The sequence below is a fragment of the Microbacterium sp. 20-116 genome (assembly GCF_041079415.1).
In the GTDB taxonomy this organism is placed as follows: Bacteria; Actinomycetota; Actinomycetes; order Actinomycetales; family Microbacteriaceae; genus Microbacterium.
This window is the reverse complement of sequence record NZ_JBFYGP010000005.1, coordinates 227,422-244,817: the sequence shown is the minus strand read 5'-3', so window position 1 is coordinate 244,817 and position 17,396 is coordinate 227,422. Positions and strand designations below refer to the sequence as shown.

Genomic DNA, 17,396 nt, shown 5'->3' with positions numbered 1-17,396 from the left:
AAGAGCATAGGTACCAGATAGCAAGACCAGTGCCAACAAATCCAGCCGGGGGAAAGCGAGGGCCGCCGCCCCCCCCCCCCCCGCCCCCTTCGGTCTTGCCGGGGTCAGTCCTCGTCGGTGACGGACCCGGTGGGCTCGGCGTCTTCGACGATGTGCCGCGAACCGAGTTCGTCCGCGACGGTGCGTCCCTGGTCCACGGCTTCCTCGCGGCTGGAGAAGCTCGCCGAGAGCTCGGGTCGGCCCTCGACAGCGTTCTCCCACTGGCCTCGGTTCGATCGGGTGGTCACGTCGTTCTGGCTCATGGCATCCATGTCACACCCGGGTCGGGGGCACCACCCCCGTCTTGACAGGCGTTGTCAAGACCGTCACGGGGCTCCGCAGGATGCTGCGATGCTGAGGAGACCTTCGAAAGGGGTCTGTCATGAGTGTTGGAGCCGGTATCGCGCTTTTCGTCGTCGGTGCCATCCTCGCCTTCGCGGTCAACCTCCCCAACGACTTCGTCGATCTCACCACGATCGGCTACATCATGATGGGCGCGGGCGTCGTCGTCTTCCTCATCGGGGTCGTGATGCTGGTTCGTCGTCGCCAAACCGATACGGTCACCCGTACCGAAGGAGCGGGGGCAGCGCAGGTCACGCGCTCGAGCACGCGCTCCTCGAACGACGACCTCGTCTGAGCCCCGCGGGGTCGATCCCCGGAGAGCTGATATGACCGAACCCACCCCCACCGTCGCATACGACCCTGCCGTCGACGACCTGTTCGACGGGCGCTATCGCCTCGGGCGCGTCCTCGGCCAGGGCGGCTACGCGCGTGTCTACGAAGCCGTCGACACCGCTCTCGAACGCACCCTCGCCCTCAAGGTGATCGACGGCGACGGCGCCGACCCCTCCGACGTCGCCCGCGTGCGCTCCGAGATCCGGCTGCTCGCGTCCCTGTCGCACCCCTCCCTGGTCACGCTGTACGACGCCAAGCTCGACGCGCAGCCGGCCTACCTGGCGATGGAACTCATCGCCGGCCCGACCCTCACCGACCGCATAGCGCGCGGACCGCTTCCGGGGCCCGATGTCGCCCGCATCGGTCGCGAGATCGCCGAGGCGTTCGCCGTCATCCACGGTCGCGGCATCGTCCACCGCGACGTGAAGCCCTCGAACATCCTCATCCGACCCGCCGCCCACGCCGGCGAGAGCCCGCGCGCGACCCTCGCCGACTTCGGTATCGCCTCGCTCGTCGGGGCGACACGCGTCACCCGAGCCGACACGGTCATCGGCACCGCGGCGTACCTCAGCCCCGAGCAAGCGCGGGGGATGCCCGCCGGCCCCGCGAGCGACGTCTACGCGCTCGGACTCGTCCTGCTCGAGGCGCTGACCGGCTCCCGCCCCTTCGGGTCCCGCACCCCGCACGAGGCCCTCGCCGCCCGTCTCGTCGCGGCTCCCGAGATCCCCGCGCAGATCCCGCCTGCGTGGCGTGGAGTTCTCGAGCGGATGACCGCGATCGAGCCGAACGAGAGACCGGATGCCACGGGCCTCATCTCCGAGCTCGGCACCCTCTCGGGGGTGACGGTGCCCGTATCGGCCCCGGCGAAGCCGGCCTCGCCTCTTCCGACGGCCGCCCTTGCCGGCAGCACCGGCCCCACGCGCGTCTTCGAGCCGTCCGCGAACCCGACTCGGCGCCGGGCCGACAGAAAGCCCTCGCCTCGCGCGCTCGTCATCGGCGCCGTCGTTGCGGTTCTCCTGGCCGTCGGAGGCATCGGCATCGCCGCAGCTGTCGGTTCCGGGGGCGGGGCCGACGAGCCCGCTCTGCCGTCGCTTCCCCAGCCCCTCGACCAGCACATGGACGACCTCTGGAAGCAGGTGGGTCCGTGATCCGCCGCGCCGCCCCCGCCGCGGGCCTCCTCCTCGCCGCGGCCATCGTCCTCACGGCGTGCACCCCGCCGGCTGCGACCCCCACGGCCTGGCAGCAGAACGTGCAGACCGTGGCCGATCAGGCCTCTGGTGGCGACTACGCCTCGGCTCTCGCGAGCCTGGATGCTCTCGAGGCCGACGTGGTCGCCCGCCGTGACGCCGGCGAGATCTCCGCGGACGAAGCCGACGGCATCCTGAGCCGGATCGCCACCGTCCGAGCCGACCTGACCTCTCTCGTGCCGACGCCGACGCCCACAACGGATCCCGCGCCCACACAGTCGTCGGACACGGTCGTCGACGACGGTGGTGATGAGCCCGCCCAGCCGGCTCCGGACGACCAGAGTCCCGGCGGAAAAGACGACAAGGGACCGGGCAACGGCAATGGCAACGGCAACGGCAAGGGCCCCGGTAAGAAAGACGGCTGAGCCGCTTCGCCCGGGTCGCGCCGAGGGGGTCGGAACGCGTGCGAGGATTGCCCGGTGCCGCGCCGCGTGACCGCAGAACTCGACCTCGATCTCGGGGCCTCCGTCGACCTCATCTTCCAGATCACCGCCGCGCAGGGAGCACCCCTGGCGAGCGAGAATCTGACATTCGCACAGGGAGACCGTCTCTACGCACCGACCGAGCTCGTCGACCCGTCCGGCAGTCGACTCCATCGGCTCACCGCTGACCAGGGGCCCCTCTCGGTGCGCTACGAAGCGCTCGTCTCGGGTGCGGCCCAGAGCCCCCGCACGAGCGATCTCGAGACCATCGGCTATCTGCGGCCGAGCCGCTACTGCCAGTCCGACGAGGTGTTCGCCCAGGCGCGGCGTCAGTTCCGCGGTCTGTCGGGGCGCGAGCTCCTGGCCGCGGTGTCGGACTTCGTGGCATCCACCGTCACGTACACGCCCGGGCTCAGCATGGGCACCGACAGTGCCGTGACGACCCTCTCGACCGGTCAGGGCGTGTGCCGCGATTACGCGCACGTCGTGATCGCCCTCCTGCGCGCGATGGACATGCCCGCCCGGTACGCGGCGTGCTTCGCCCCCGGGCTCGACCCGATGGACTTCCACGCCGTCGCCGAGGCGTACCTCGACGGGCACTGGTACGTCGTCGACGCCACGCGCCTCGCCGATCGTCGCTCGCTCGTGCGGATCGCCACGGGACGCGACGCGGCCGACTGCGCCTTCCTCAGCTTCCACGGCGGATACGTGGGGCTCGAGCGGATGCGCGTGGATGCCGTGCTCGAAGACGCCCCCGCCGCGGAGCCCGACGATCACGAGACCCTGGTGCGGATCGCCTGACGCGGCCTCCCAGGCGTCGCGCCCTAGACTTGACGGGTTATGGATCCCGCAGCCCTCTCCGCCGCCCTGCTCGCTGTCATCGCCCCGCTCGCCGAGGCGCGACGAGAGGGTTCCTCGGCCGGGATCACGGCCGCCGACCTGCCGCTCGAGCGGCCCAAGAACCGCGATCACGGTGACTGGGCGTCCAACGCCGCGCTGAAGCTCTCGAAGGTCATCGGGGCCAACCCCCGTGAGTTCGCGGCAGAGATCGCCGCCGGCCTCGAATCCGTCGACGGCATCGCGAGCGTCGAGGTCGCCGGCCCAGGATTCATCAACATCCGGCTGGACGCCGCGGCCGCCGGTGCGCTGGCCCGCACGATCGTCGAGCAGGGCGCCGCGTTCGGCTCGAACGACAGCCAGAGCGGCAACACGATCAATCTCGAGTTCGTCAGCGCCAATCCGACCGGTCCCTTGCACATCGGCCACACCCGCTGGGCAGCCCTGGGCGACGCGATCGCCCGTGTGCTCCTCGCGAGCGGGGCAACCCTCGTGCGCGAGTTCTACATCAACGACGCCGGTGCCCAGATGGAGCGATTCGGCCGCTCGGTGGTCGCCGCCATCGCCGGCGAGCCGACACCCGAAGACGGCTACGGCGGCGCCTACATCGCCGCTCTCGCCGAGCGCGTGCAGGCCGCCCGCACCGACATCCTCGAGCTCGACCGCGCCGAGCAGGTCTCGGTCGCCACCGAGCTCGCCTACGGCTTCCAGCTCGGCGAGATCCAGGCCTCGCTCGCGCGCTTCAACGTGCACTTCGACGTCTGGTTCTCGGAGCGCGACCTGCACGCCCGCATCGAGGGCCAGCCGAGCCTCGTCGACGAGGCTGTCGACCGCCTGCGCGAGCAGGGCCACGTTTTCGACGAGGACGACGCCGTGTGGGTGCGCACGACCGACTTCGGCGACGACAAGAACCGCGTCATCCGTCGCTCGAACGGCGAGTACACCTACTTCGCCGCCGACGCCGCCTACTACCTCAACAAGGGCGACCGCGGGTTCGCTCACAAGATCTACCTGCTCGGCGCCGACCACCATGGCTACGTGCACCGCCTCAAGGCGCTCGCCGGAGCCGCGGGCGACAACCCCGAGAAGGACATCGAGGTGCTCATCGGGCAGCTCGTCTCGATCAACGGGGCACGCCTGTCCAAGCGGGCGGGCAACATCGTCGAGCTCGACGACCTGCAGGCGTGGCTCGGAACCGACGCCCTGCGCTACTCGCTCGCGCGTTACCCGGCCGACTCGCCGCTGACGCTCGACCCCGAGATCCTGCAGAAGCGCACGAACGACAACCCGGTCTTCTACGTGCAGTACGCCCACGCGCGCACGCACAATGTCGCGCGCAACGCCGCGGACTCCGGCGTCGACCGCTCAGAGTTCGCCCCCGAGCTGCTCGACCACGAGACCGAGTCGGCGCTCCTGGGCGCACTGCAGGAGTACCCGCGCATCGTCGCGTACGCCGCCGAGGTGCGCGAGCCGCACCGCGTCGCGCGCTACCTCGAGGAGCTCGCCGGGCTGTACCACCGCTGGTACGACAACTGCCGCGTCATCCCGCTCGGCGACGCCCCCGTCGAGTCCGTGCACCGCACGCGCCTGTGGCTGAACGACGCCACCGGCCAGGTGCTGCGAAACGGCCTCGACCTGCTCGGCGTCAGCGCTCCGGAGCGGATGTAGAGCATGACGGATGCCACGGCCCCCCGCCGCCGCACCGTTCGCTGGGTCGCCGTCCTCGTGGTTGTCGTCGTCCTGCTCGCCGGGGCGGTCGTGGCAGCGGAGTTCATCGCCCGCTCGGTCGTGACCAGCACCGTGCGCTCGCTCGTCGTGAAGAACGTCGGCCTGCCCGACGATCAGAATGTCGACGTGTCGGTGTCGGGTCTGGTCCTGCCGCAGCTGCTGGGCGGACGCCTCGACGAGGTCGCCGTGTCGTCGAACGACGTGACCCTCGGTCCCATCACCGGCGACGTCCGCGTCGACCTGCGCGGGGTCCCCGTCTCGGGCGATGCCGCGGCGGACGGCGGGGTGGCCTCGGTGCGACTCGACCAGGATCACCTCAAGACTCTGCTCGCCGAGGTTCCGGACCTCCCGGCGAGTACCGTCACCATGGCCGCCCCCGACGTGAATCTCGAGACCTCGCTCTCGCTCTTCGGCATCGCGATCCCGGTCGGCGTCGGGGTCACCCCCGGTGCCGCCGAAGGCGATCTGACGTTGACCCCGTCGTCGTTCCAGGTGGGCGGCAACGCGATCGATGCCGACACTCTCCGCGGCCAGTTCGGCGGCGTGGCCGATTCCTTGCTCAAGACGACGAGCCTCTGCATCGCCGACCGCCTCCCGCGGGGGCTCACCCTGACCTCGGCCACCGTCCAGGGGCAGGATCTCGTGGCGACGTTCGACGTGGCCGGCGGCATCCTGAACGATCCCGCCCTGCAGAGCGACGGCGCCTGCGGCTGACCGCCCGGCTCGACACGGAGCATCGCCCCGGACGTCCGCGCGTGCGTTCCTCCCGGTCGCGTGCCGCGACGCCCGCGCCCCCTCGGAACCGAGACAGCAGGGGCGGTCGTGGGAAAAGGGCGGCATACGTCGTGCCCTAGACTGCAAGGACTGCCCGCCGCGTGACTCTCCGCGCGGGTGGGAGCCGTGATCCGCGGCCGTCGCGTCGCCGCAAAACCCGATTGGTCCCCCTGTGTCCGCCTCGCTTTCCGCGCTCGTGCCCGCCTGGCTCACCGCCCCGGCCGAAGCGAACGAGCTCGTCTCCTCCGTCTGGCCCGCCTCGGCGCACCGCGTCGCCGACGGCTCCGTCGAGGTCGGCGGGGTCTCGGTCTTCGACCTCCGCGACCGCTTCGGAACGCCGCTCTACGTTCTCGACGAGCACGAGGTGCGTGCTCACGCTCGTCGTGCTCGCTCCGCCTTCGATTCCGCGGCCGCACGCCACGGCATCCGGGCTCGTGTCTACTACGCCGGCAAGGCCTTCCTCTCTGCCGAGGTCGTGCGCTGGGTCGTCGCCGAGGGCCTCTCAGTCGATGTCTGCACCCGCGGGGAGCTCGAGGTCGCCCTCGCCGGGGGCGCCGAGCCCGCGCGCCTGGGCTTTCACGGCAACAACAAGAGCGTGAGCGAGCTCGAGCGCGCCGTCGAGGTCGGCATCGGTTCGGTCGTGGTCGACAGCCCGATCGAGATCGAGCGTCTCGCCGCGATCGCCGCGCGGCGCGGCGCCGTGCAGTCGGTGCTCGTGCGCGTGCGCACGGGCGTGCACGCCGAGACCCACGCGTTCCTGGCCACGGCCCACGAAGACCAGAAGTTCGGCTTCTCGCTCGAGGGGGCGGCCGAGGCCGTCGCCCGCATCCGCGAGCTGTCGAGTCTGCGGTTCGTGGGGCTGCACGCGCACATCGGTTCGCAGATCTTCGACTCCTCCGGTTTCCGGGAGTCGGCCGCGCGTCTGGTCGACCTGCACGCCGATCTGCTGGCCGGGGGAGAGATCCCCCTTCTCAACGTCGGCGGCGGCTTCGGCATCTCCTACACCTCGGTCGACGACCCGAAGCCCATCGAAGAGATCGCCGACGGCATCGTCGATGCCATCGCCGACGAGTGCGCGGTGCGCGGCATCCCGATGCCCGATGTCGCCACCGAACCGGGTCGCGTCATCGTCGGTCAGGCCGGCATCACGCTCTACGAGGTGGGCACGGTCAAGACCGTGACCGCGGGGGAGGACCTCGACCGCACCTACGTCAGCGTCGACGGCGGTATGAGCGACAACGCCCGCCCCGCGCTGTACGGCGCCGATTTCTCGGCGCGCCTCGTCTCGCGCACGAGTTCCGCGACCCCGGCGCTCTCGCGCGTCGTCGGCCGCCACTGCGAGTCCGGGGACATCGTGGTGGATGCCGAGTACCTTCCGGCCGATGTGACCCCGGGCGATCTGCTCGCGGTGCCCGCCACCGGCGCCTACTGCTTCTCTCTCGCGAGCAATTACAACTACACGCCGCGCCCGCCGGTCGTCGCGGTCCGTGACGGTCAGGCTCGCGTGATCGTGCGCGGCGAGAGCATCGACGACCTGCTCTCGCGCGACGCCGCCATCCCGGCATCCGATTCATCCTTCTCACGCGGCACGACCGCATCACCCCACGGAGACACCGAATGACCGACTACCGCACGCTCCGCGTGGCGCTTCTCGGCGCCGGCGCCGTCGGCTCGCAGGTCGCCGACCTGCTGCTCAAGCACGGCGACGAGCTCGCCGATCGCGCGGGCGCCAAGCTCGAACTCGCCGGCATCGCCGTGCGCAACCTCGACGCGAAGCGCGACGTCGACCTCCCGCAGGAGCTCTACACCACCGACGCCGAGACCCTCATCGTGGGCTCCGACATCGTCATCGAGCTGATGGGCGGGATCGAGCCCGCCCGCACCCAGGTGCTGCACGCGATCGCCTCGGGCGCCGACGTCGTCACCGCGAACAAGGCGCTGCTGGCCACGCACGGCTCCGAGGTCTTCGAGGCCGCCGACCAGGTCGGCGCCGAGGTGTACTACGAGGCCGCCGCAGCCGGTGCCATCCCGATCATCCGGCCGCTGCGCGACTCGCTCGCCGGCGACCGCGTCGTGCGCATCATGGGCATCGTCAACGGCACGACGAACTACATCCTCGACCGCATGGACACCGAGGGCGCCGACTTCGCCGACGTCCTCGCCCAGGCACAGGCCCTCGGGTACGCCGAGGCCGACCCCACCGCCGACGTCGAGGGCTACGACGCCGCGCAGAAGGCGGCGATCCTCGCGAGCCTCGCGTTCCACACGACCGTGCCCCTCGACGCCGTCCACCGCGAGGGCATCACCTCGGTCGACGCCGCGATGATCGAGTCGGCGCGTCACGCCGGGTACGTCATCAAGCTTCTCGCGGTGTGCGAGCGCCTGGCCGCCGGTGTCGACGGCACCGAGTCGATCTCGGTGCGCGTGTACCCGGCCCTGGTCGAGCGCACTCATCCCCTCGCGAGCGTGCACGGTGCGAACAACGCCGTCTTCGTGCAGGCCGAGGCCGCGGGCGATCTCATGTTCTACGGTGCCGGCGCCGGTGGCGTGCAGACCGCTTCGGCCGTGCTCGGCGACGTCGTGTCGGCCGCCCGCCGTCATATCGCCGGCGGTGTGGGTGTGGGCGAGTCGACCCGCGCGAACCTCCCGGCCGTGCCGATCGGGCACGTCATCACGCGCTACCAGATCACGCTCGAGGTCGACGATCAGCCGGGCGTCCTCGCGACGGTCGCCGGGATCCTCAGCGAGGGGCGCGTGTCGATCGCAACCGTCGAGCAGACGGTCATCGACTCGTCTCCGGATGCCGCAGACTCGGGCGCTTCGACAGGCTCAGCGACCGGAGCGGGATCCGCCCGCCTGGTCATCGGAACACACAAGGCCCGCGAGCAGGATTTGAGCGAGACCGTCGAGCGTCTCGCCGCGAGCGGCGTCGTCGAGCGCGTGGTCTCCGTGCTGCGTGTGGAAGGGAACTGACATGGCACACCTCTGGGGCGGAGTCCTCCGCGAATACGCCGATCGTCTGGGTGTCACCGACGCCTCCACCGTCGTCACCCTCGGCGAGGGCGGTACGCCGCTGCTGCCGGCACCCGCGCTGTCACGTCGTACGGGCGCCGACGTCTGGGTCAAGTACGAGGGGATGAACCCCACCGGGTCGTTCAAAGACCGCGGCATGACGGTGGCGCTCTCGCGTGCGGTCGAGCACGGCGCCAAGGCCGTCATCTGCGCCTCGACCGGCAACACCTCGGCTTCGGCGGCGGCGTACGCCGCGCACGCCGGCATCACCGCCGCGGTGCTCGTGCCCGAGGGCAAGATCGCCATGGGCAAGCTCAGCCAGGCCGTCGCCCACAACGGCCGGCTCATCCAGATCCGGGGCAACTTCGACGACTGCCTCGAGATCGCGCGCGAGCTCGCCGACCACTACCCGGTGCACCTGGTCAACTCGGTCAACCCCGACCGCATCGAGGGGCAGAAGACGGCGGCCTACGAGGTCGTCGAGGTCCTCGGCGACGCTCCCGACTTCCACTTCATCCCGGTCGGCAACGCCGGCAACTACACCGCGTACTCGCGCGGCTATCGCGAAGAGGCCGCCCGCGGCGTCGCCACCCGCGTGCCGCGCATGTTCGGCTTCCAGGCCGCCGGCTCCGCGCCTCTCGTGCGCGGCGAGGTCGTCAGGCAGCCCGAGACCATCGCCAGCGCGATTCGCATCGGAAACCCCGCGTCCTGGGAGCTTGCCCTCGAGGCACGCGACGCCACCGACGGCTACTTCGGCGCGATCGACGACGCCGGCATCCTCGAGGCGCAGAAGATCCTCGCCGGCGAGGTGGGCATCTTCGTCGAGCCGGCCTCCGCGATCAGCGTCGCGGGTCTGCTCGAACGTGCCGAGGCCGGGGTCATCCCGGCCGGCGCCAAGGTCGTCCTCACCGTCACCGGTCACGGCCTGAAGGACCCCCAGTGGGCCCTGCGCCGCGCCGACGGCACGGACGTCTCGCCCACGGTCGTTGACGCCGCCACCTCGGAGGTCGCCTCCGTGCTCGACCTGCAGCCGGTGACCGCGTGAGCCCAGGCCCCGGTCGTCGGGTCGCCGTTCGCGTTCCCGCCACCAGCGCGAACCTCGGGCCCGGCTTCGACACCCTCGGCCTCGCCCTGAGCGTGTACGACGAGCTCGTCGTCGAGCAGCTCGATGCGGACCGCCTCGAGATCGAGGTGGAGGGGGAGGGCGCGATTGACGTCCCCCGCGACGCCTCGCACCTCGTGGTGCGCGCGATGGCGCACACGTACGCCTCGGTCGGTCGTTCCCTTCCGGGACTGCGGCTGACGGCGCACAACGTCATTCCGCACGGGCGCGGCATGGGATCGTCCGGGGCCGCCGTGGTCGCGGGCATCCTGGCCGCGAAGGGTCTGCTCGAGGGAGAGGTCGCCTTCAGCGACGTCGACCTGCTGCGCCTCGCCACCGAGATGGAGGGGCACCCCGACAACGTGGCACCGGGTCTCTTCGGCGGACTCACGATCGCGTGGATGGATGCCGAGGGCCCCCAGCACAAGCAGCTCATCGTGCACCGTGGCGTGTCGCCGCTCGTCTTCGTGCCGAGCTTCACGATGTCGACCGCCGTGGCGCGGAGCCTGCAGCCGCTGCAGGTGCCGCGCGAGGACGCGGTGTTCAACGTCTCGCGCTCGGCCCTTCTGATCGCGGCGATGACGCAGAGCCCCGAACTGCTGATGGCAGCGACCGAAGACAAGCTGCACCAGAACTATCGCGCGCAGGCCATGCCCGAGACCGACCGTCTCGTGCGGGCGCTCCGCGCCGAGGGCTACGCCGCCGTCGTTTCGGGCGCCGGGCCCAGCGTGCTCGTGCTCGCCGACGGCCCGGGGCAGCGACTTGCAGCCGCAGATCTTATGGCATCCGTCGTCGACACCCCGTGGCAGGCCCTCATGCTCGCCGTCGACGTCAAGGGTGGTACAGTGAAAAACGCAGAGGGTTCCGCGTAACTTCGCGAATCTGAGCCTCTGCACCACCTGCGAAATCCGCAACACATCGCGAACCCGGTATCGGCTGCAGTCTCCCGAACCGCTGGTGTCCTTCGTCTGCGTTCTGCATGGCGAAGCGCGATCTGATCACGTTTCATTTTCTGAGGAGCACTCGTGGAGTCCATCTCCGAGACCCAGCCCGTCGACGCGCCCGAGGGCGTCGAGACCGACGAGCAGCCCACCGCTGCCGATCAGGGCACCGACACCGAACAGGCCACCGAGGCCGCTGCGGAGGGCGCTGGCGCCCCCGCTGTCGACGAGCCCGCCGAGGCGGACGCCGCCGCTGCCGACGCGCAGCCCGAGGCGCTGTTCACCGACGACGCGCTCGCCGAGGCGCCTGCCGCCGACGCCGCGCCCGCGGCCGAAGAGGCCCCCGTCGCGGAGGCCCCCGTCGAGGAGGCCGCCCCCGTCGAGAAGCCCGCTCGCGCTCCGCGGAAGCGCGCTCCGCGCCGTGCGAAGAGCGCCACCGCCGAGGAGACGGCCGCCGCTGAGGCCGCCGCCGCCGAAGAGAAGGCTGCCGCGGACGCCGCTGCGGCCGAAGCGCCGGCCGCGGACGAGTCCGCCGACGCCGCCACGCCCGTCACCACGGCGGCCGACGTCGCCGCTGACGCCGAGGCCGCCGCCGAGACCCCCGCCGTCGCCGAGACCCCCGCCGTCGCCGAGACGACCGCCGCCGACGAGGCGAGCGCCACCGAGACCGCGTCCGCTGAGACCGGTTCGACCGACGACGCCGCTGCTTCGGCGACCGACACGGTGTCGGCCGAGGGCGCATCGACCGACGCGTCGGCGCCCGAGAGCGCCGAGCAGGGCGACGAGACACCGGCCCGCGGCCGCGGCCGCAGCCGCTCGCGCAACCGCAACCGCAACAAGGCCGACGCCGACAAGGGCGAGACGCCGGCACAGCCCTCCGCCGACGAGGCCGAGGCGCCCGAGAAGACCCCGCGCGAGAACGCCCAGCGCGAGAACGCCCAGCGCGACAACGCTCAGCGTGAGAACGCTCAGCGTGACAGCGCGCAGAACGGCCAGCAGGCCCAGCAGCAGCAGGGCGGCTCGGCGAACAGCCGCAACCGTCAGCGCAACAAGCGCCGTGGCCAGAGCGTCGCGGGCGACGAGTTCGAGACCGAGATCGGTGAGGACGACGTCCTCGTCCCCATCGCCGGTGTCCTCGACGTGCTCGACAACTACGCCTTCGTCCGCACCACGGGGTACCTGCCCGGCCCGAGCGACGTCTACGTCTCGCTCGGCCAGGTGAAGAAGTACAACCTGCGCAAGGGCGACGCCGTCGTCGGTGCGATCAAGCAGCCCCGCGAGGGCGAGCAGCAGGGGCGCCAGAAGTACAACGCACTCGTGCAGGTCGACTCGATCAACGGTCTGTCGGTTGACGACGCCGCCGCTCGCGTCGAGTTCAACAACCTCACGCCGCTCTACCCCCAGGAGCGCCTGCGCCTGGAGACCGGCCCCGAGAAGCTCACGCAGCGCATCATCGACCTGGTCGCCCCGGTCGGCAAGGGCCAGCGCGGCCTGATCGTCGCCCCGCCCAAGGCCGGTAAGACCATCGTTCTGCAGCAGATCGCCAACGCGATCGCCACGAACAACCCCGAGGTCCACCTCATGGTCGTGCTCGTCGACGAGCGCCCCGAAGAGGTCACCGACATGCAGCGTACGGTGCGCGGCGAGGTCATCGCTTCGACGTTCGACCGCCCGGCCGAAGACCACACCACCGTCGCCGAGCTCGCCATCGAGCGCGCGAAGCGTCTCGTGGAACTCGGCCGCGACGTCGTCGTGCTGCTCGACTCGATCACCCGCCTCGGTCGCGCCTACAACCTCGCCGCTCCCACCTCGGGACGCGTCCTGAGCGGTGGCGTCGACGCCTCGGCGCTGTACCCGCCCAAGCGTTTCTTCGGCGCCGCGCGCAACATCGAGAACGGTGGATCGCTCACCATCCTCGCCACGGCCCTGGTGGAGACCGGCTCCAAGATGGACGACGTCATCTTCGAAGAGTTCAAGGGCACTGGCAACAGCGAGCTGCGCCTGAACCGCCAGCTCGCCGACAAGCGCATCTTCCCGGCCGTCGACGTCAACGCGTCGAGCACCCGCCGTGAAGAGATGCTGCTGTCGAACGACGAGGTCAAGATCACCTGGAAGCTCCGTCGCGCGCTGGCCGGCCTCGAGCCCCAGCAGGCCCTCGAGGTCGTGCTCGGAAAGCTCAAGGAGACCCAGTCGAACGTCGAGTTCCTCGTGCAGATGCAGAAGTCGATCCCGGCGCCCGCGCGCGGCGGTGACGACAACAGCATCCGCTGATCGGGGCGGGAGACGCGATGTCGGAGCCCGCGATGTTCGAGTCGGTCCGCGGACTGCTCGAGGAGCACAAGGCCGTCCAGGAAGAGCTCTCCGACCCGGCCGTGCACGCGGACGCCGCGCGCGCCAAGCGCGTCAACCGGCGTTATGCCGAGTTGTCGCGGATCGTGACGGCGCACGAGGCGTGGGTCTCGGCATCCGATGATCTCGAGGCCGCCCGCGAGCTCGCCCGCGAGGACGAGGCGTTCGCCGACGAGGTGCCGGGTCTCGAGGAGCGGGTCGCCGAGACGCAGGAGCGTCTGCGACGTCTGCTCATCCCGCGCGACCCCGACGACGCCCGCGACGTCATCATGGAGATCAAGGGCGGCGAGGGGGGAGCCGAGAGCGCCCTCTTCGCGGCCGACCTGCTGCGCATGTACCTGCAGTACGCGGCATCCATGGGTTGGAAGACCGAGCTCCTCGAGCGCACGGAGTCCGACCTCGGCGGCTACAAGGACGTGCAGGTCGCGATCAAGGGGTCCTCGAGCGACCCGGCCCAGGGAGTGTGGGCGCACCTGAAGTACGAGGGCGGCGTGCACCGCGTGCAGCGCGTGCCGGCCACCGAGTCGCAGGGGCGCATCCACACCTCCACCACGGGCGTGCTCGTCTTCCCCGAGGTCGACGAGCCCGAAGAGGTCGCGATCGACCCCAACGACCTGAAGATCGACGTCTTCCGCTCGTCGGGCCCCGGTGGTCAGTCCGTCAACACGACAGACTCCGCCGTGCGCATCACCCACGTTCCCACCGGGATCGTCGTGTCGATGCAGAACGAGAAGTCGCAGCTGCAGAACCGCGAGGCCGGCATGCGCGTGCTGCGCGCCCGCCTTCTCGCCAAGCAGCAGGAGGAGCGCGACGCCGTCGCCGCCGATGCGCGCAAGTCGCAGATCCGCGGCATGGATCGCTCCGAGCGCATCCGCACCTACAACTTCCCCGAGAACCGCATCGCCGATCACCGCACCGGGTACAAGGCGTACAACCTCGATCAGGTGATGGACGGCGCCCTCGGCCCGATCATCGAGTCGGCCATCACGGCCGACGAAGAAGCGCGGCTCGCGGCCCTCGCCGACTCCTAAGCTCGGGTGGTGCCCACCGCCGCTCAGATCGTGTCGTTCGACGACACCCCGCCCCCGCCCGGGCTCTCGCCGTGGGTCGGTCCCGCCGAGCAGGTGCGGCAGATCGAGATCGTGGATCCGGATGCCGCGTGGCCCGAGATCTTCGAGGTGCTCCGCTCCCGCATCGTCGGTGCGCTGGGTGACCGCGTCCTCGCGATCGAACACATCGGCTCGACGTCGGTGCCGGGGCTGGCCGCCAAGCCGATCATCGACATCGACCTGACGGTCGCCGACACCGACGACGAGGACGCCTTCGTCCCTGCCCTCGAGGCGCTCGGATTCGTGCTGCGCGTGCGCGAGCCGTGGTGGCTGGGGCACCGCTGCCTGGTCTCGGCGGAGCCGGCCGCCAACCTGCACGTGTGGCCGCCCGATAGTCCCGAGGCGGCGCGGCACCGCATCTTCCGCGACTGGTTGCGCGCAGACGAGGCCGATCGACAGCGGTACGCCGCGGTCAAGCACGAGGTCGCGGCCGACGGCTTGATGAGCGAGTACAACGCCCGCAAACAGGGCGTGATCCGCGAGATCTACGCCCGCGCCTTCGCGGCGGCGGGGCTATTGCCCTGACGGGCGCCATTCCGGGACCGCGACACAGGATCCACAGCCGTGACGCGTCCGCAGAGCGCGGCGCGGGCGGATCTCCTGCGCTGTGCACTGATGGGCGTCAGTCGTCCCAGGCGGGCGGGTGGGGGAGAGGGCCACGGCGCCGCTCGAGCTGAGCGGCGAGCGACAGCAGTGTGGCCTCGCCGCCCGGACGCCCGACGAGCTGGATGGACACGGGGTGGCCGGTGGCGTCCTTGGTCAGCGGCACCGTCAGCGCGGGTAGCCCCGCGACGTTGACGAAGCTCGAATACGGCGCGTACTCCACCTGCATCGCGAACGTCCGCTCGGGGCCATGTCCGGCGTAAGCCCCCACGGGTTGCGGCCGCTGCGCCAGCGCGGGGGTGAGCACCGCGTCGAAAGCGGCGAAGTCGGCGATCGTGCGGCGTTCGAACGCGCGCGCCGAGGCCAGACCGCCGAGCAGGTCCAGCGCGGACAGTCGGCGTCCCTCGCGGACGAGCCACGCCGTCAACGGCTCGACGAGCATCATGTCGTCGTCGCTCAGCGGGATCCGTGCGGCGCTCGCGCGCCACAGCACGTGGAATAGCGACGCGTAGCCGAAGGGATGCCAATCGGCATCCGCCACGGCATGTCCGGCGTCGCTGAGCCAGGCGGCGGCCGTGTCGAAGGCGGTGCGGGCGTCGGCGTCGAGCACGATGTCCTCGTCGTCGTCCCACGGCGACACGGTCGTGATCCCCACGCGCAACGCTCCCGGTGGACGCCGGGCGGCCTCGACGAACGGCCCCGTGCTGGGCGCCGCCGTGGCGTACGTGAACGGCGCGAGGCCGACGAGCGCGTCGAGCAGCAGCCCGGCGTCCTCTGCCGAGCGGGCGATCGGTCCGGTCACCGACAGGCCGTCCGGGGAGTCGAAGCCGGATCCGATCGGTAGCCGCCCCCGCGACGGTTTGAGTCCGACGACGCCGACGGTCGCCGAGGGGATGCGGATCGACCCACCGCCATCCGAGCCGACGGCCGCAGGCAAGAGCCCCGCCGCGACGGCGACGGCGGCCCCACCGCTGGATCCGCCCGCCCCGGCCGTGAGGCGCCACGGATCCCGCGCCGGCGCGTGGATCAGCGGCTCGGTGAACCCGGTGAGTCCGAACTCCGACGTGCTCGTCTTTCCCACGTTGATCGCCCCCGCGGCATCCAGCGCTTCGGCAAGGGGATCGGATGCCGTGGGCACGAGGTGCACGCGGGCTCGCGAGCCGTAGCGGGTGGGGACGCCGGCGCGGGCGACGAGGTCCTTGTCGGCGAGCGGCACGCCCCACAGGGGACCGGTGGCGGGGTCGAGGGTGGCAGCGCGGCGCAGCGCGGCGTCGGGTGTCACCTCGGCGAAAGCGCCCAGGTCGGCCAACCGGGCGATTCGGTCGAGGTAATGGGCCGTGAGCTCGCGCGGGTCGAGCGTGCCGTCGGCGAGGCCTCCGACCTGCGCGACGAGCGACAGGTCGTGCAGGCGGGTCATGTTCCGAGCCTACGACGGCATCGAGCAGCGCGTCTCTCGCCGACGCCACGCACCGATGCGACCCACATTCACGCAGCGTCCCCGTGGACCTGCCTCGCGAGGCCGCACGGGCCGCCCCGTCGCCGGCCCGGCGCCTGTCCACCGCGGACGGCTATCCGGCGCGCTCCCACGCCGCGCTGTCCTCGTCGAGCTGCTCCAGAATCTCGCGGGGCGTCTGCCCGAGGTGGTGACGAAAAGCCCGATGCAGGTGAGACAGGTCGCTGAACCCCCACTTGGCGGCGAGCTGCGTCATCGTCATCCGCCCGCGCATCGCGCGCAGGTCGTCGGCACACCCCCGCACCCGCACGCGCATGACGGTCTGACCGAAGGTGAGGGGAGCATCCTCGTACAGCTGATGGAGTTTGCGCACCGAGACGGCGAAGTGCCGCGCGATCGCTGACGGTGAAGTGTCCACGAACCGGATGTGCCTCTCCAGATGGCGCGCGATGCTGCGACGCAGTTCCTCGTCCCCGCCGTGTTCATCGCTGACGGATCCGGTCGACGCGGAATGCGAGAGTGCGCGGCTCAGAGACGAGACGGCGACCCCCACGGCATCCGCTTCGCTGTCGGTCATTCTCGACGCCTGCTCCCACGAGGAGCGCAGGGTGTCGGCGACGACCGCTCCGAGCCCGGTCGCGGCGGAGAACGCCCGTGCCGTGGCATCCGCCCGCAAGACGTCGGGGATGTCATGAGCCGGTACGCGGAACGACACCGTCCGCCACGGGTCGAGGTAGTCCAGCGTGAACGCGCGGGTGGCATCCACGATCGAGAACGTCCCCGGACCCGACATGCTGCGTCGGCCGTCCTGCGAGACGACGCAGCGCCCGTCGAGCATCAGGTTGACGAAGACGACCTCGTCGTCGACCCGGCGCACCTCGTCGGGACCGTGGTGGATGACCTGTGCGCACGTCGCGATCTCGGCACCGGTGGTGTGGCCGAAGGGCCTGCTCTCGACCCGGCCCTGCAGGCCCACGCGGGACCAGTCGTCGCGCGTGTCTCGTGCCGCGGGGCGGAGGGGCGTGAACGCGGCGCACACGACCTCGCGCCAGTACGCGAACTGCTCCCGCGGCGGTCGGTCGCGTGTGTCCCATCGATTCATCGG

General features: G+C 71.0%; 16 protein-coding genes. 13 read left to right on the top strand and 3 right to left on the bottom strand.

Translation table 11 applies throughout. The features are described 5' to 3' along the window. Positions 1–104 precede the first annotated feature (104 nt). Entirely contained in the window at positions 105–302 is a 198-nt protein-coding gene (locus AB6V29_RS12025; RefSeq protein ID WP_369358865.1) for a DUF2188 domain-containing protein, read from the bottom strand. 119 nt (positions 303–421) lie between these two features. Between AB6V29_RS12025 and AB6V29_RS12020 the strand changes: the two genes are divergently transcribed. The 13 genes from AB6V29_RS12020 (at position 422) to AB6V29_RS11960 (ending at position 14,760) form a co-directional block, all read left to right on the top strand. Continuing rightward, on the top strand, positions 422–676 hold the full coding sequence (locus AB6V29_RS12020; protein WP_267786515.1) for a DUF6458 family protein: 255 nt from the start codon (positions 422–424) through the stop codon (positions 674–676). Between the two features lie 31 nt (positions 677–707). Then, positions 708–1,862: a serine/threonine-protein kinase gene (locus AB6V29_RS12015; protein WP_369358862.1), complete on the top strand. Its 1,155-nt coding sequence runs from the start codon at positions 708–710 to the stop codon at positions 1,860–1,862. After that, positions 1,859–2,326 carry a hypothetical protein gene (locus tag AB6V29_RS12010; protein WP_369358861.1) on the top strand — a complete coding sequence of 156 codons (468 nt, stop codon included), beginning with the start codon at positions 1,859–1,861 and terminating at the stop codon, positions 2,324–2,326. Before AB6V29_RS12015 ends, AB6V29_RS12010 begins: the two co-directional genes overlap by 4 nt. Before the next feature lie 54 nt (positions 2,327–2,380). Then, the gene (locus AB6V29_RS12005; RefSeq protein ID WP_369358859.1) at positions 2,381–3,184 is read left to right on the top strand and encodes a transglutaminase family protein; all 804 of its coding nucleotides are present in this window, start codon (positions 2,381–2,383) and stop codon (positions 3,182–3,184) included. Positions 3,185–3,223: 39 nt separating this feature from the next. After that, positions 3,224–4,888 (top strand): arginine--tRNA ligase, encoded by a 1,665-nt coding sequence (gene argS, locus AB6V29_RS12000; RefSeq protein ID WP_369358858.1) that lies wholly within the window; start codon positions 3,224–3,226, stop codon positions 4,886–4,888. 3 nt (positions 4,889–4,891) lie between these two features. After that, the gene (locus tag AB6V29_RS11995; RefSeq protein WP_267786520.1) at positions 4,892–5,662 is read left to right on the top strand and encodes a DUF2993 domain-containing protein; all 771 of its coding nucleotides are present in this window, start codon (positions 4,892–4,894) and stop codon (positions 5,660–5,662) included. Between the two features lie 232 nt (positions 5,663–5,894). Then, complete coding sequence (lysA, locus tag AB6V29_RS11990; protein WP_267786521.1) at positions 5,895–7,343, top strand: diaminopimelate decarboxylase; 1,449 nt, start codon at positions 5,895–5,897, stop codon at positions 7,341–7,343. Further along, positions 7,340–8,695: a homoserine dehydrogenase gene (locus tag AB6V29_RS11985; RefSeq protein ID WP_210071980.1), complete on the top strand. Its 1,356-nt coding sequence runs from the start codon at positions 7,340–7,342 to the stop codon at positions 8,693–8,695. Before lysA ends, AB6V29_RS11985 begins: the two co-directional genes overlap by 4 nt. A 1-nt stretch (position 8,696) precedes the next feature. Next, the gene (thrC, locus tag AB6V29_RS11980; protein WP_267786523.1) at positions 8,697–9,779 is read left to right on the top strand and encodes a threonine synthase; all 1,083 of its coding nucleotides are present in this window, start codon (positions 8,697–8,699) and stop codon (positions 9,777–9,779) included. Beyond that, a complete protein-coding gene (gene thrB / locus AB6V29_RS11975) occupies positions 9,776–10,708 on the top strand; it encodes a homoserine kinase (RefSeq protein ID WP_267786524.1) in 933 nt (310 codons plus the stop codon). Before thrC ends, thrB begins: the two co-directional genes overlap by 4 nt. Positions 10,709–10,861: 153 nt before the next feature. Beyond that, the gene (gene rho / locus AB6V29_RS11970) at positions 10,862–13,048 is read left to right on the top strand and encodes a transcription termination factor Rho (protein ID WP_307315809.1); all 2,187 of its coding nucleotides are present in this window, start codon (positions 10,862–10,864) and stop codon (positions 13,046–13,048) included. Between the two features lie 32 nt (positions 13,049–13,080). Continuing rightward, positions 13,081–14,157 (top strand): peptide chain release factor 1, encoded by a 1,077-nt coding sequence (gene prfA, locus AB6V29_RS11965; protein ID WP_267789382.1) that lies wholly within the window; start codon positions 13,081–13,083, stop codon positions 14,155–14,157. 9 nt (positions 14,158–14,166) lie between these two features. Next, a complete protein-coding gene (locus AB6V29_RS11960; RefSeq protein ID WP_369358853.1) occupies positions 14,167–14,760 on the top strand; it encodes a GrpB family protein in 594 nt (197 codons plus the stop codon). Positions 14,761–14,857: 97 nt separating this feature from the next. Here the strand turns inward: AB6V29_RS11960 and AB6V29_RS11955 are convergent, their stop codons facing one another. Beyond that, a complete protein-coding gene (locus tag AB6V29_RS11955) occupies positions 14,858–16,255 on the bottom strand; it encodes an amidase (RefSeq protein WP_369358852.1) in 1,398 nt (465 codons plus the stop codon). Positions 16,256–16,406: 151 nt separating this feature from the next. Beyond that, complete coding sequence (locus AB6V29_RS11950; protein WP_369358850.1) at positions 16,407–17,393, bottom strand: helix-turn-helix domain-containing protein; 987 nt, start codon at positions 17,391–17,393, stop codon at positions 16,407–16,409. Positions 17,394–17,396 lie beyond the last annotated feature (3 nt).

Coding starts and splice junctions, on each gene's coding strand:
- AB6V29_RS12025 (WP_369358865.1), bottom strand. CDS start 302: ATGAGCCAGAACGACGTGACCACCCGATCGAACCGAGGCCAGTGGGAG.
- AB6V29_RS12020 (WP_267786515.1), top strand. CDS start 422: ATGAGTGTTGGAGCCGGTATCGCGCTTTTCGTCGTCGGTGCCATCCTC.
- AB6V29_RS12015 (WP_369358862.1), top strand. CDS start 708: ATGACCGAACCCACCCCCACCGTCGCATACGACCCTGCCGTCGACGAC.
- argS (WP_369358858.1), top strand. CDS start 3,224: ATGGATCCCGCAGCCCTCTCCGCCGCCCTGCTCGCTGTCATCGCCCCG.
- AB6V29_RS11995 (WP_267786520.1), top strand. CDS start 4,892: ATGACGGATGCCACGGCCCCCCGCCGCCGCACCGTTCGCTGGGTCGCC.
- AB6V29_RS11985 (WP_210071980.1), top strand. CDS start 7,340: ATGACCGACTACCGCACGCTCCGCGTGGCGCTTCTCGGCGCCGGCGCC.
- thrC (WP_267786523.1), top strand. CDS start 8,697: ATGGCACACCTCTGGGGCGGAGTCCTCCGCGAATACGCCGATCGTCTG.
- prfA (WP_267789382.1), top strand. CDS start 13,081: ATGTTCGAGTCGGTCCGCGGACTGCTCGAGGAGCACAAGGCCGTCCAG.
- AB6V29_RS11955 (WP_369358852.1), bottom strand. CDS start 16,255: ATGACCCGCCTGCACGACCTGTCGCTCGTCGCGCAGGTCGGAGGCCTC.
- AB6V29_RS11950 (WP_369358850.1), bottom strand. CDS start 17,393: ATGAATCGATGGGACACACGCGACCGACCGCCGCGGGAGCAGTTCGCG.